We start from the raw sequence: 13,168 nt of genomic DNA on the forward strand, positions 1-13,168 counted from the left end.
ATTGTAGACTATATTGATTATTACAACAACAAACGAATTAAGGTAAAATTAAAAGGACTCAGTCCTGTGCAATACAGAACTAAATCCTTTGGATAAATTAAATGTCTAACTTTTTGGGGTCAGTACAAGATAAGCGTTTTTTAATCTTCTAACAAGCTGATTAAGTCTGCATAGGAGCTAATCGTATAAGTTGGTCGAGCCTTAGTGTTGTTTGTTTTCTGGCTAGGATTATACCAGACGGTGTTAATGCCTGCATTATTGCCACCTTGAATGTCTGAAATCAAGCTGTCCCCAATCATTAGGGCTTGGCCAGGGCTAAATCCTGTCACAGCGCCAGTGATAACATCAAAGAAAGCCTTATCAGGCTTCTGCTCTTGAATCTCATCTGAAATGAAAACCTGCTCAAAGTAAGATTGAATATCCGAACGCTCTAAACGCCCCTTTTGGATGTAAGTCACACCGTTGGTTGCCGCAAAAAGACGGTATCCATCGTCTTGTAACTGACTGAGCAGGGCAGCAGCCCCACTAAAAGTCTGTCCTTGCTGGCTGAGAAAATGCTGGTAACGCTTTGCAAAGTAAATGCCATTCACTTCGTGACCAAAATTGGCGAACAACCGTTCAAAACGTGTCTCAATCAGCTCTTTCTTGGTAATCTTTTTGCGAGCCAAATCATCCCAGAGCCCTTGATTCATAGGAATGTAGTAGTTTTTGTAAGCATCGACATCCGAAACCTCTGCTTCTTCAAGCAACTGCGTCAAGGCGATATTCTCTGCCAGTCCAAAATCAAGTAGGGTGTGGTCTAGGTCGAAAAGGAGATATTTATAATACAATTTACCAAAATTCCTTTCTAGGGGGGTGCAAATCATTTCTCCCCTGAACTCATTGTTTTCATTATACCACAGTTCAGAAGAAAAGCAGTCACATCATATTGATATGACTGCTCCGTTTTTGAAATGAAAATCTACTTCTTCTTTTGAAGCTATAATGACCTTTTCAACCATGGTGTACCAAAGTTTCTCATCAAACTCCGAGACTAAATCCCTATTTGACAAGTGTTGGATAAATTCTTAGACATAGTATAACTATGAACCCTTTCACCATTCACAAGAATAGCGACTTCTGAGCTTGCTTTACTCACATCAATTCCAAAAACTGTCCGCATTATGTTTACCTCTTTGTCTTGAACGATTCCTTATTTTAGTGATTTCATTTTCAATACTCGACGTCTAGCGTCCAACATACTTTGATAAAATTCCATCTAAAACAGGTGTCTTGCCAGTTTTTTATACGGCGTCTAGCGCCAAAAGAAGCCACGACTTAACAAGACACCACTACTTTAACATAAAGAAAAAGTAGTGAGTACTCTCTCCTGTCGGAGATTTCTTCACTACTAATCTTAGTATGTTTTTTATCAGCAGCCTAATTTTGATACGGTAGCTAACTGAGCTTTTTGTTATTCTGCTACTTTTTCTCTTGTTTCTGGAGATGTAGTTTCAGGAGTTAAATTTGACTCAGCTCGTCTATCGTTTGTTTCTGGAGATGTAGTTTCAGGAGTTAAATTTGACTCAGCTCGTCTATCGTTTGTTTCTGGAGATGTAGTTTCAGGAGTTAGGCTTGACTCAGCTTGTTTATCGTCTGTTTCTTTATTGGCAGTTTCGATTCTAGCTTCAATTGGCTTCGCCTTAGATTGAAACTCTTGATTTAACAAGACTATTTCTTGAGCAACCATTAGCAAAGCTTGCTTGTCTTTGCTAGCTGCACTTAACTTGTCAAACAAGGCATCTACTTTTTCAAAGTCAGCATCAGAACCATTATTCATTTCCAAATAAGTATGAATAGCAATAACTCCATTGTATAGTTTTTGATAAAGAGCTAAAACTTCTGGGTCTTGGTTAGCATTCTCACGTTCATTCTGAATAGTTTGTGGAATACGCTTCAAAAGATCTTGAACTTGTGTATTTAATTCATCAAGGTCTGCGTCTTCTTTCTCCAAAGCAGCCTTCAGATTTTTCACTTCGTCAGTAAGTGAAGCTTTAACTCCCTCTTCCTTGACTTGAGTCACTAATTCTTCAGCTTTTGTTAAGAGAGACTCTACTTGAACTTTAAAGACATGATTGCTTTGTTCTTCAGGCTTAATATCATCATACAAACCTTTCAAGAATTCATAGACAGCCATTTTAGCACTATGACCATCCACTTTTTCCGTATCTAAGATTGTTTCAGAAGTCTTGCTTGAAACTGGCTCATTTTTCAGTGCTTCTTCAACTTCTAATTTTGTTTGATAGATTTCTGGGAAGAGTTTGTTCAAGTCAGTTGCCTTAAGGAAGGATTGTGACTGGTAAAGAGTCCAAGTTAAGTTGGCAACTTTATTGCGAAGATTGTCATTTAAACGTCCATCAGAAAGATTTTGATAGAAATACTTGATGTATTCGACTGTTGTAACTCCTGTACGATCATTGAAATCCTGCAAAGCTTGTAACTTAGCTTCAACTGCATCTAAACCGGCCTCATCTTGGGCTAGTTTATTTCCTTGAAGCTGAGTTAAGAGATCCTTTTTAGGAAGTCCATAAGCATCCGTATCCAATGTATTAATCTTATCCACTAAAGCTTGATATTTCTTGTCTAAAGGACTGATTTCTGTTGGTTTGACACTTGAGTCAATATGGATATACTGCTTATCAAACAAATCCAAAGCTGCTAAATATCCTGCAGTTGAGTTAGTTGAGAATTTCTTCATATTTTCAGAGAATTGCCCCAAAGCAAGTTCAATCTGTCTTTGCAGACTTGGCTTATCTTTATAAAGTTCTCGGCTCTCTGCCAAAAGTTGATCTACCTTATACTGTACTGCATTTTCATCAAATGCACCAGGTTGGTAAGTTGTTAGCAATGCCGGGATCTTATTTTTCAAAGCGACTTCATAACCTTTAGTTTGAACCTTGATATAGTGGTTATGGTCCCCATGAGGGATTACGAAACTACCATTTTCAACTTGTAAACTATAAGGAGAAACTCCATCACGTAGAGCGGTTGTATAGAGTTCGTTTAGAAAATCGAGCTCTGCATCACCTGTTTGAAGCGGAATTCGAACGTGTTCCTTACGAACGGCGTAAGGGTGAATGTGAGTTGGATCATAAGCTTGGTCTGGATTGCCAAATACAAAGAATCCATTTGAAATTCGAATCGTTTCAACGGGAATACCATAGGTTTTAGAGATGTAAGCTATCTTTTCTTTATCACTAGCATCTCTTGAAAAAGCATCTACATCTTTTGCAAGAGGTTTAACAGGCTCTGTATGTTGATGTCCATGCAGATGCTCTTGGGCTGCCTTAATCTGTTCTTGCGATAAAACTTTCTTAAAGAAATAGTGGGCATGATCTCCATGTGAAACTACAAAGCCTTGCTCATCTTCACTAATCACACGCTCAGCCGCAAAGCCATGGTCATGTTCTTCTCCGTGATGATCCTGTTTCGCTTGGTCCTCTTTTGGAGTTACGTGATGATCTTGAGGAATTTCTGTTTGACGATGTCCATGCAGATGCTCTTGGGCTGCTCTAATCTGCTCTACTGATAAATCTTTCTTAAAGAAATAGTGGGCGTGATCCCCATGAGAAACTACAAAGCCTTGCTCATCCTCACTAATCACACGCTCAACAGCAAATCCATGATCATGATCTTCATGTTCCTTATTATTGTTAGAAACATGAGAATTATGATTTTCAGGTTTATTTTCTTTTTCTAAATGATTTAAAGATCCTACCGTACCTCCCAGTGGTAACATTCGTGCAATTTTCTGCTCCAAAGGAGACAAACTATTATAAGGGATAAAATGATAGTGATTACCGTGAGGTATAGCAACTCCTGTAGCTGTACGACTGGTAATTTTAGCAGGATCAAAGATTAAGCCATCTGATTCTCTGTATCGCTGACTAACTGGTAAAGCATATAACTGATCGAGAAGACTTTGACGGTCGTCCGCTTGATTTACCGGGGTGCTTGTTGCTGGGCTATCGGCTTGAGTACTTGGTGTAACACTTGGATTTGCTTTATAATGCGTCAGGTTTGGTTGACTTCCTCTTCCAGCTAAATATGCTTGAGCTGCTGCTAATTCACTTGAGGAAAGTGCACTTTTGGGAACGTAGTGATAATGCCCGCCGTGAGGAACGATATAGGCATCACCAGTATCTTCAATAATATCTGCAGCATTAAAGATATAACCATCATCGGTTGTATAGCGACCTTGAGCTTTAGCAGCAAGAACCTCCTTACTTACACTGCCATTGTCTGATGTATGTTCTTGTTTTTGATGTTCGATTTGTTCTTTCGTACGGACATTATCAGCATGGCTCGCATCTTTTAGATAGACATAGTATTTGCCAGCTACCTTGATGATATAACCACCTTTAATCTCATTGATGATATCTTCATCTTTCAACTGATAGTTTGGATCCTTCATGACCAGTTCTTCACTAAAGATGGCATCATAAGGAACTTTACCATTATAGTAATGGAAATGGTCACCGTGGGAAGTCACATAACCTTGATCAGTGATTTTGATAACAATCTGTTCAGCTTCTATGCCTTCCTTCTTGCTAACTTGGTCCGGTGTAAGAGATTCACTCTTCTTAGCTTCAGATCCTTTACTGTCAACATAAGTTACACGGTGGTCATCTTTTTTCTCAGGTGCTTGATGTTGATTTAAAGCATAAGCACAGACACTTAAAGCAAGGACCACTGCAGATCCCCCTAGATATTTTTTATTAATCTTCATAATCTCCTCATTTCAATTCTTCAGCTAAGATTTCTATATTGTCTTCTAAATTTTCCAAGTAGGACTTGTCATTTTGTGGGGCTACCTCTAATGGATTGAGGGTTTTCAGACTCACACCTGTTGATTTGACAAGCGTATCCGCTACCTTAGATGATGCATTGCTCTCTGTAAAGATGGTTCTGACCTTATAAGTCTTTACAAATTCTTGAATTTCGGTTAACTGTCTCGGGCTTGGCTCTTGGTCAGGAGAAATCCCTGCAATCCCAAGTTGATTTAGTCCAAATCGTTTTGCCAAATAAGAAAAAGCTGTGTGTTGGGTTACAAAAGTTTTTTGATTGGCTTTTTCAAAGATAGGTTGATATTTCTTGGTCAAATCATGAGCTTTAGCACTAAAACTTTGTGCGTTTTTCTGATAGTTCTCCTTGTTAGCACTGTCAAGTTCGGATAACTTATCAGCGATAATCTGCGCTTCTTCAGCAACCTTTTCAGGATCAAGCCAGGTATGAGGATCATACAAGTTTTTCTCATCAATCCCATCTCCAACCTCCATATCTTCTAATCCAGGCACGCGCTCCAAGGCCATCCCCTCAGATGCTTCTAAGACCGTTACCTTAGACTTTTGCAGGCTAGGATCCAAACTTCCCGCCCACGGTTCTAAGGTATGGGAATGATAGACGAAAACATCAGCATCATAGATGGCTGCAATATCATTTGAAGAAGGTTCAAAGGAATGGATGCCAGAACTAGACTGAATCATCCGAATGTCATTTAGGTCGCCAGAAATTTCTTTGACCATGGCATAAACAGGATAAAAACTAGTCACAATCTTCATCCCCTTAGTTTCATCACTCTTATCCCGACTGTTCTTTTGTCCACAAGCTCCTAAAACGAAAGCAAAGAAGACAAGCGTAAGCCATAGGATACTTCTTTTTTTCATAACAGCTCCTTAACTAGTTAATTAACTGGTTAATAGTTTACTCCTAAAAATTTAAAATGTCAATATTTTTTATATATTTTCATGAAAAAAGTGAGAACTAAATTTCATTGCCCTGTTGTAAAATGAAGTGCAACAAAACCTCTTACAACGTGCTAATATCAAACTAACCAGCTATCTTTCTGATATCTTCTCTAAGACAGGACTGTCTCTTTTTATGCTCTTTATCAATGGGGAAGTCATTGATTACGACAATGTGACAGCTTGTATTCACAAGCATGTCAAAGCAAGTCCCGAAGAATTAATGGAGGTCATGAATGGGAAGTTGTCACTGGAGGATTGATTTCTCTTGGACCAAAGCCTAGAAGAATATCAATTGTATCAAAAACTCATGAATAAATTAACGAGTGAAATAATAGCTTATATCGAAAAAAAGAGTTTCCCTGAAGAAAATAGATTACTTCAAACGATTCCTGGTGTGAGTGAAACTTGTGCAGCCACTATTTTAGCTAAGATTGGCCCAACTGTTACAGCCTTTCCATCCGATGAAAGTGCTGGCATTAAAAAAATCCTCACACATCACGCAAGGAAATCGCTATATCAAACAGGCTTTGACTATGTCGGGATTGATTGTAGTACATTCTAAGGATCCAGCTTTTTCTTCTTTTTACAATCGAATTTCCAAAAGAGAAAGTAAGATGAAAGACGTGATTGCTTGTGCACATAAGCTGCTTCGTATCATTTACAAAATTCTCGCAATACACCAAGAATACGACAAAGAAAAAGTGCTAGGACTGAGGCAATAGTTTTAACACCAAAAATTTAAAAAATCTCAATTACAGTGTAGCATAAGAAGAGTTTTTTGCGTTATTTTGATGTTTTTTTCAAATAAAAAGCCTTGAAACATACTAATAATTTTAAGGCTTCTATAAAATCTAAAACGGTAGGGTTAACTTCCTCTCAGTAGCAGAGCAACACACTACACATGATGTATCTTTGGAAAAAATTATACAGAGCAAATGTAAATTGCTAAAGTGTGGGTTGCTTCGGCAAACTAAAATTTACTTACCCTTGGCATGCGAACCGCTCAGCCCAACCGTTATCAATGACATACTCACTGTCCCCAGCTTCAGCAACCTCCTCAAGTGACTCTAGATATAATTCTCTTGAAATATTCAGAGATGCCACTGCTTCCTTTTGATTGATGAACATAAATTGATAGGCTACGGAACCTTCTTTTGTAAATACCATATGCTCATAGGAAAACATGATGTCTTCATCTTCATTTGGACTCTTTAGGTATTTCATAAATTCGATAGCTTTGTCATCCATGCCCTCACTAAAGATTTGTACCTTCTCTACAAAGTCTTCTAGGTTGGTAACAACTCGATATTTGTACTTAGAAATATCTAACTCCACAGCAACTTTCTTGATACTTGAAACTGATCCAAGGTCGCTACAATTTGATGGTAGATACTGAATGATTACCTTATTCTCTTCATCAACATAGAGTGTCGGATAATCAATAATTATTTGATGACCACAGTGACTGCAAGTAAACTTGAACAATTCCCAATCAATAAGAGATGTTCTGAACTGAGGTGTTTTAGAAACATCAATCCTGTCATAGCGTTCAAATGAGCTTACTTCACCGCAAGACGGACAATTAAGTGATGAGATAAAAATTGAAGTCATTTTACTCCCTCCTGCGACTACATTGAGGATAGCTATGTTCTAAAACTTTCTAACGATTTGATACTTTTTAACGTTTAGATTTTTTCAGACATAAAAGTCGTTCTACCATTCCATGAGAGTTTCTAGTTTCCTCCAATAACTGCAAAAAAGCCTTGAAACATACTGATTTCAAGGCTTTTATTACGTTAAATTGTATCAATTAACTTCTTCTCATTTCGAAAAGTAGAAATTTGTAAGACAAAATAAGGTTCCTTTCTTGGGGGCAAAATTGATTATCTGCATTATACCATAAATGAAAAATCGGTTAACCCTTTGATTAGCCGATTTTTCTTGATATTTACGCTAGTAAGACCTTCAAACTGGCCACGATTGGAGTTTGGGGGCGTCCAAGGACTTCTTCCAAGTCAGAAACTTGTGCGTCCAAGAAGTTGGCAGCGATGGCATCCTGCAAGCTGGCAAAACCTGGGGCAGCTTCAGCTGGGAAGCCCCCTTCCACTAGAGCAGCGACAACATCGTCGTTGCTACCTTTTTCAGCTTTGATTGCTTTCTCTGTTGCCTGAGAAAGAGCTTGCGCTAGGTCAGCATAAGTCAAGCTTGCGCCGGACAATTCAAGAATCTCCTTAGGTGAGTCAGCGAGAAGGACTTTTGAACCTGCTTCTGCCAAATCATCACGCGATACCCAGGCTACTTTGCTATCTTCGTTTGCACCGTAAACAAGTTTACCAGAAGCCAAGGCTGGGCCTAATAATGGTAGCTCATTTTCCAAGTACCAGTTGTTGCGAAGGCTTGTAAAGGCAATTCCTGATTCTTTCAAGGCTTGTTCAGTATAACGATGGTCGTCTCCTAGTGGAAAATCTTTTGCTACCGTATCATCGCCAGCTAGAGATGTGTAGGCAATAAAGCTAACGCCAGCTTCTTTTGCTGCATCGATAACATTTTGATGTTCAGCTTAGCGATTTCCAGGAACGCCTGAAACCAAAAGCAATTTGTCAATGCCTTGGAGAGCAGCAAGAAGGCTGTCCTTATCGCTGTAATCACCGACACGAACGCCGATGCCTTTTTCACGAAGGGCTTTCCCTTTTTCTTCTGAACGAACCAAACCAAAAATAGAATCTTTGGAAACGGCTGTCGCTAAATAGTCAATCACCGCTTTACCGTAGCCACCGTTTGCACCTGTTACTAAATATGTTGTCATTTTGCATTACCTCTTATGATGTACTTTTATTTTATACAGGTATTTTACACTTTATCTAAATCAATGTCAAGCCAAATGTTGTTTTATTTTATACAGGAATGTTATAATGGAATCATAGAAAAGGAGCATAAAATGAAACAATCTGTTCAATTAAGCGATAGTGTTCATGTTATGGTTTATCTTGCAGTCAATCAGGACAATCCTGATGAATTAAAGAGTGGTCGTATTGCAGAAAGTATTCAGACCAATCCAAGTAATGTACGTAAAATCATGGGAAATCTTAGAAAAGCTGGGCTTATTATTAGTCAACAAGGAAAGGTTGCTCCCAAAATCACCCGTTCTTTGAGTGATATTAGCCTTTTGGATATTTTCAAAAGCCTTCCTGGCGATAATCAACTCCTTCAAGTTGATGCCAAAACCAATATGGACTGCCCTATCGGCGCTAACATTCAAGACACACTACAAGCCAAATACCTTAAAATTCAAGAACTAGCCGAGGCTGAAATGGCCAAAACAAGTCTCAGTGACCTGGTCTCTGATTTATCTCGCAATATTACCATCAATAACCAAGATGTGGCCAAAGATTTTGAACACTTTATCATCGAAAAACGAGCATAGACTGAAACGTCTGATGCTCGTTTTTTTAATTTACAAAGACACCGTAAAATAGACACATCCTTCAAAAAAATACATTGCTGAACTCGCTTTGTATAAGACATTTGTCAAGAAAAACGATAAATTTGATTTTAAAAAGACTGTCCCCTGTACAACGAAAGACACAATCTTTTTAACTCATTTTCTAACCAAACATCTTTTCCCACATGTTGAGGACATGCTCGAAACCATCTGCATCTTCCGGGAGAGTGAAACCTCCACCTAAATCTAAACTAGCAATCGCAATCATATCATCCTCTGTCAATTTGAAATCAAAAGTATCCAAATTTTCAACTAGACGCTTAGGATTGCTTGACAAACGAATGAACGTTTCTTCTCTGTTTTACCATAGACTATCACTTTTTTGACTAGATTAATTTCTTCAAATACTGGTCAAAGTTCATCACTAAGTTGAATTTCTTCCGTCTCAAGCTCATCTTCTTGCCAACATCTAACTGTTTAAGCACGGCTAAACAAAACTTATCCATCACGTTCAAGTTAAAAGCTAATTGTTTATTTAAGGTCTTGTTGGCATCCTCACGAAAGACAACATCCAACTGCCAATGTAGGCTCTCTATTTGCCAATGCCCACGGACATAAGCACAGAGTTCCTTAGCACTCACCTGACAACTTAAGACAAAGTAACGAGTGTCCTCACTTTGTTTGCCCTCCTTATCAATCGTGATACTGGCTTTTCCAATACACTGGATATGACCCCAGTCAGGGTGTTCCTTAGAGTCGTCACCTTAGCAGGTGTTAATAAACATTTAAAAAGGATACTTACAGAATTAAGCATACATCCTACAAATATGACGAGCACAGGTTTAAGGCATATTACTGTAGTTTTCTTATCGCTAATAAGGTTGATATCTGGGCTGTATCCAAGCTCATGGGACATAAAGATATCAAACAAATTACTCAAACCTATGGTCATCTTATTAAAGAAAAGGCTGATGAGGAAAATCAAAAGGTAAGAAATTTCATGGGAAGTTTGAACGAAAATGAAAAAGGTTGAACAAAGAAGAAAAGAACGTTGTTATATAAACGTTCTCAGGTGTTTTATCATGCCGATTGCAGGAATCGAACCTGTGACCTACGCGTTACGAGTGCGTTGCTCTACCGACTGAGCTAAATCGGCTTTTTTATGCTTTTATTTTAGCACTTTGAACAGTTTTGTCAACACTAAGATTAACAAAAAACAGGACGATAATCCTGTTTCTATCTATTGGAATTACAAAGACTTAACAGCAGCTAAAGCCGCGTCAAAATCAACGTCTGAATTGACATTTTCCTTGTATTCGACATAAGTAATCTTATTGGTTTCATCCAAAACTAGAACCGCCCGCGTCAGCAAATGCCACTCATTCATCAATAGCGCGTAGCTATTTCCAAAAGAATGGTCGTAGTAATCCGATAGCATCACGGCGCTGCCAAGCCCCTGAGCTCCACACCAGCGAGCTTGGGCGAAAGGAAGGTCCATCGAAATGGTAATCACGACTGTATTTTCCATCTCAGACAATTCTTGATTAAAACGTCGTGTCTGGGTTGAGCAAATCCCCGTATCAATCGACGGCACAACGCTAATAACCTTCTTCATGCCATCAAAATCAGACAATGATTTTTTAGATAGGTCTGACGCTATCAAGCTAAAATCAAGCGCTTTATCTCCAACTTGCAATTGCTGACCCGTAAATGTTACGGGATTTCCAAGAAATGTTGTCATTGTTTATCCTCCTTATTGTAACCTTATTATACCCCACAAAAGCTGCAAAAACTAAAGATTTGTTCGGAAAGAATATTTGAAATTGGTTTAAATTCTAGACTAAGGTTCATTCTTGACAGCTAATTTCAGCAATAGTATAACATCGTATTATAATTCTAATGCAATGTTTTGGAGATTTTAGATGGAAAAATTATTATTGTGGGTCACAAATCGGTTAGTCGCTACTGATACTCTCAAAAAAGAGATGAAACGAAGTCGCCGATTTTGGACAATTATTTGCTTAGTTGCTCTTGCTTGTGCAATTTTAGGAGCCTTAGTCTCTCAAATTTTTTATCAAAAGGGACTAATGACCTTGATTTTTTATCTTTACTGGTTAATCTACCTACTGATTTTTCTTATGCCAGCCATCCTTATCGGAATCCTAAATAGATGCAACACACCTTTCAATCCAACCAATGAGGAAATTAAAGTAAGACAGACTAGTCGTGTTAACCGCCTCTCTATACTATATGCGGTTCCTCTTGGCGTCATCTCGGTCTTAGAATGGGCTATCCGCTATCTTAATCCAAAATGGGCTGAACTCCTTGGCATCCACGACGATCATTTTACGCTCAATCTTCCGCTTTTTACAGCAATTATCGCGATTGTTTTCTTACAACATCGCTGGCGCTCTGCTTTAAAAAATGGGAATACTGGTCAATAATTGCATTAAAAGACATCCTAGCACGTTTAGGATGTCTTTGTTATGTTTACAGATACTTACTCGCCTCTCGAACTGACAGCGGAGCCAACTTCTCCGCATAACGAGCCACAAAGTCTGCCACCCAATCACGGTTTGACTTTGAATAATCACGCAAAGCCCAGCCAATGGCTTTATTAATGAAAAACTCATCACTACCAAAATTCAGAACCAGTATTTTTTCAAGCAAATCAGTATCGGTAAGATTTTTTCTCCCTCGTTGATGGTTAATAGCCAAGCGTCTCACCCAGAAATTCTCATCCTGAGCCCAAGCTAGCATCAGCTCGTCTACACGCTTATCCTCAAGACCAATATACCCAATAATGGTATCCAAAAAGTCAATGGAATCCCACCACTGCTTGCTACGGACATAAGCTTCAATCCGAGTGATATCATCAAAGCGCAGCCATTTTTTCATAGCGACCAGATAATCTTTAACCACATATTGAAACTCCCGATGCTCATCCGCCCAGCAAGCATCCAAAAAAGCCCAGTCAACGGTCTTCTGCTTCTTCTCTGCCTTCAAAAACTCCTTGATAATCGCCTTACGTTCAGGCGTCTGAATCCCGTAAAAGCGAAAATGATTTTTCATGTAGGCTGCCATGGCTTCAGCCTTATCAGCATCCGCCTTCTCCTCAAAAAGTCGCTTAATAGTTTGGTATTTAGACATGTGAAAACCTCTCAAAGACATCTTGGATTTTTTGGGAAACATGGGCTGCGCTGGTCATTTCATCAGCGAAAGGACGTAAAAGCGCAAAGTCCCCAACTTGAACAGCATGGGCTGACGCTTGAAACATAGCAATGTCATTCTTGTCATTACCAAATGCCACAAAGTTATGTCCCAGACAGTCAATGATGGTCGTTGCCTTGTTGGTTTCAAAGGGATTGAGGTAGAGACATTTCTCATGGGCATGATAATCCACATCCATCTCCTGTAAGGCATTAAGCTCTGCCATGAATGGTTCAATAAGATTCTCATGGTCTCCCATATAAATAACCGTCTTGATCGGATTGTGCAGCTCTGCTATGTCCAAACGGCTAGCCAGCCCCAAGGGATCAACACTTGAGATAAAAGGAATCTTCTGACCTCGAAAATGCGCGTAGTTAAAATCGTCGTCCACAAAATAGGGCAGGCCATGATGATGGCACCAAGTCAAGGCGAGCTCATAAGAGGTCTTGGTCAAGTGACGATGAAAGATAAGTTGAGCATCCTGATAAGCTAGCCCACCATTGAGACCAATAACGCGGTTGCGCATCAGCTCATTTCCCAGCAAATCAATGCAGTCACGGTAAGACCGGGCGGAAGCGAAAGTCACCTCATGCCCGAAGCTAGGGGCGCTATACAAGGTTTCTTTGATGTCCTCTGCAATAGTCATGCGGTCAAAACAAAGTGTGCCATCCAGGTCAAATACAAAATCCATGGTCTTCTCCTTTGGATTTATTATAGCAAAAAACTAGGC

At 39.1% G+C, this 13,168-nt stretch carries 13 protein-coding genes, 1 tRNA gene and 3 pseudogenes; 6 read left to right on the forward strand and 11 right to left on the reverse strand.

Annotated elements, in window-relative coordinates; genetic code table 11:
* Positions 1 to 96, forward strand: a 96-nt coding sequence (locus IYQ92_RS08530; RefSeq protein ID WP_133162783.1) for an IS3 family transposase, incomplete at its 5' end; no start/stop codon positions are given.
* A 44-nt stretch (positions 97 to 140) separates the two neighbouring features.
* Here IYQ92_RS08530 and IYQ92_RS08535 read toward each other — a convergent pair.
* The 3 genes from IYQ92_RS08535 to IYQ92_RS08545 all read right to left on the reverse strand — a co-directional run bounded on the left by IYQ92_RS08535 (position 141) and on the right by IYQ92_RS08545 (position 5,705).
* A complete protein-coding gene (locus IYQ92_RS08535; protein ID WP_195676262.1) occupies positions 141 to 830 on the reverse strand; it encodes a YjjG family noncanonical pyrimidine nucleotidase in 690 nt (229 codons plus the stop codon).
* A 623-nt stretch (positions 831 to 1,453) separates the two neighbouring features.
* Complete coding sequence (locus tag IYQ92_RS08540) at positions 1,454 to 4,768, reverse strand: pneumococcal-type histidine triad protein (RefSeq protein ID WP_195676263.1); 3,315 nt, start codon at positions 4,766 to 4,768, stop codon at positions 1,454 to 1,456.
* Positions 4,769 to 4,775: 7 nt separating this feature from the next.
* Positions 4,776 to 5,705: a metal ABC transporter solute-binding protein, Zn/Mn family gene (locus tag IYQ92_RS08545; RefSeq protein WP_195676264.1), complete on the reverse strand. Its 930-nt coding sequence runs from the start codon at positions 5,703 to 5,705 to the stop codon at positions 4,776 to 4,778.
* Positions 5,706 to 5,832: 127 nt separating this feature from the next.
* Between IYQ92_RS08545 and IYQ92_RS08550 the strand changes: the two genes are divergently transcribed.
* Positions 5,833 to 6,045 (forward strand): hypothetical protein, encoded by a 213-nt coding sequence (locus IYQ92_RS08550; protein ID WP_229311363.1) that lies wholly within the window; start codon positions 5,833 to 5,835, stop codon positions 6,043 to 6,045.
* 48 nt (positions 6,046 to 6,093) lie between these two features.
* Positions 6,094 to 6,348, forward strand: a complete 255-nt coding sequence (locus tag IYQ92_RS08555; protein ID WP_195676265.1) for a transposase — start codon at positions 6,094 to 6,096, stop codon at positions 6,346 to 6,348.
* Between the two features lie 419 nt (positions 6,349 to 6,767).
* Here the strand turns inward: IYQ92_RS08555 and IYQ92_RS08560 are convergent, their stop codons facing one another.
* Both IYQ92_RS08560 and IYQ92_RS08565 read right to left on the reverse strand, forming a co-directional pair.
* Positions 6,768 to 7,397: a CpXC domain-containing protein gene (locus IYQ92_RS08560; RefSeq protein ID WP_195676266.1), complete on the reverse strand. Its 630-nt coding sequence runs from the start codon at positions 7,395 to 7,397 to the stop codon at positions 6,768 to 6,770.
* 337 nt (positions 7,398 to 7,734) lie between these two features.
* Positions 7,735 to 8,592 (reverse strand): annotated as a pseudogene (locus IYQ92_RS08565) (SDR family oxidoreductase).
* A 132-nt stretch (positions 8,593 to 8,724) separates the two neighbouring features.
* Between IYQ92_RS08565 and IYQ92_RS08570 the strand changes: the two are divergent.
* The gene (locus tag IYQ92_RS08570; RefSeq protein WP_195676267.1) at positions 8,725 to 9,210 is read left to right on the forward strand and encodes an Rrf2 family transcriptional regulator; all 486 of its coding nucleotides are present in this window, start codon (positions 8,725 to 8,727) and stop codon (positions 9,208 to 9,210) included.
* A gap of 181 nt (positions 9,211 to 9,391) precedes the next feature.
* Here IYQ92_RS08570 and IYQ92_RS08575 read toward each other — a convergent pair whose 3' ends face one another.
* Together IYQ92_RS08575 and IYQ92_RS08580 are read right to left on the reverse strand one after the other, a co-directional pair.
* Positions 9,392 to 9,565, reverse strand: coding sequence for a hypothetical protein (locus IYQ92_RS08575; protein ID WP_195676268.1), 174 nt, complete (start codon positions 9,563 to 9,565; stop codon positions 9,392 to 9,394).
* Between the two features lie 49 nt (positions 9,566 to 9,614).
* Positions 9,615 to 9,980 (reverse strand): annotated as a pseudogene (locus IYQ92_RS08580) (ISAs1 family transposase); the annotation flags it as partial.
* A gap of 21 nt (positions 9,981 to 10,001) precedes the next feature.
* Here IYQ92_RS08580 and IYQ92_RS10650 point away from each other — a divergent pair.
* Positions 10,002 to 10,261 (forward strand): annotated as a pseudogene (locus tag IYQ92_RS10650) (tyrosine-type recombinase/integrase); the annotation flags it as partial.
* A gap of 50 nt (positions 10,262 to 10,311) precedes the next feature.
* On the opposite strand, the gene IYQ92_RS08585 reads toward IYQ92_RS10650, so the two are convergent.
* Both IYQ92_RS08585 and tpx read right to left on the reverse strand, forming a co-directional pair.
* A tRNA-Thr gene (locus IYQ92_RS08585) sits at positions 10,312 to 10,384 on the reverse strand.
* 93 nt (positions 10,385 to 10,477) lie between these two features.
* Positions 10,478 to 10,969, reverse strand: a complete 492-nt coding sequence (gene tpx, locus IYQ92_RS08590) for a thiol peroxidase (RefSeq protein WP_195676269.1) — start codon at positions 10,967 to 10,969, stop codon at positions 10,478 to 10,480.
* 181 nt (positions 10,970 to 11,150) lie between these two features.
* Between tpx and IYQ92_RS08595 the strand changes: the two genes are divergently transcribed.
* Positions 11,151 to 11,672: a hypothetical protein gene (locus IYQ92_RS08595; protein ID WP_195676270.1), complete on the forward strand. Its 522-nt coding sequence runs from the start codon at positions 11,151 to 11,153 to the stop codon at positions 11,670 to 11,672.
* Positions 11,673 to 11,718: 46 nt separating this feature from the next.
* Here IYQ92_RS08595 and IYQ92_RS08600 read toward each other — a convergent pair whose 3' ends face one another.
* Together IYQ92_RS08600 and IYQ92_RS08605 are read right to left on the reverse strand one after the other, a co-directional pair.
* Positions 11,719 to 12,378 carry a DNA alkylation repair protein gene (locus tag IYQ92_RS08600; RefSeq protein ID WP_195676271.1) on the reverse strand — a complete coding sequence of 220 codons (660 nt, stop codon included), beginning with the start codon at positions 12,376 to 12,378 and terminating at the stop codon, positions 11,719 to 11,721.
* Positions 12,371 to 13,129, reverse strand: coding sequence for an HAD hydrolase family protein (locus tag IYQ92_RS08605; protein WP_195676272.1), 759 nt, complete (start codon positions 13,127 to 13,129; stop codon positions 12,371 to 12,373). The genes IYQ92_RS08600 and IYQ92_RS08605 overlap by 8 nt, the downstream gene beginning before the upstream one ends.
* Between the last annotated feature and the right edge of the window lie 39 nt (positions 13,130 to 13,168).

The organism is Streptococcus sp. HF-1907, assembly GCF_015594605.1.
Classification (GTDB): Bacteria; Bacillota; Bacilli; order Lactobacillales; family Streptococcaceae; genus Streptococcus.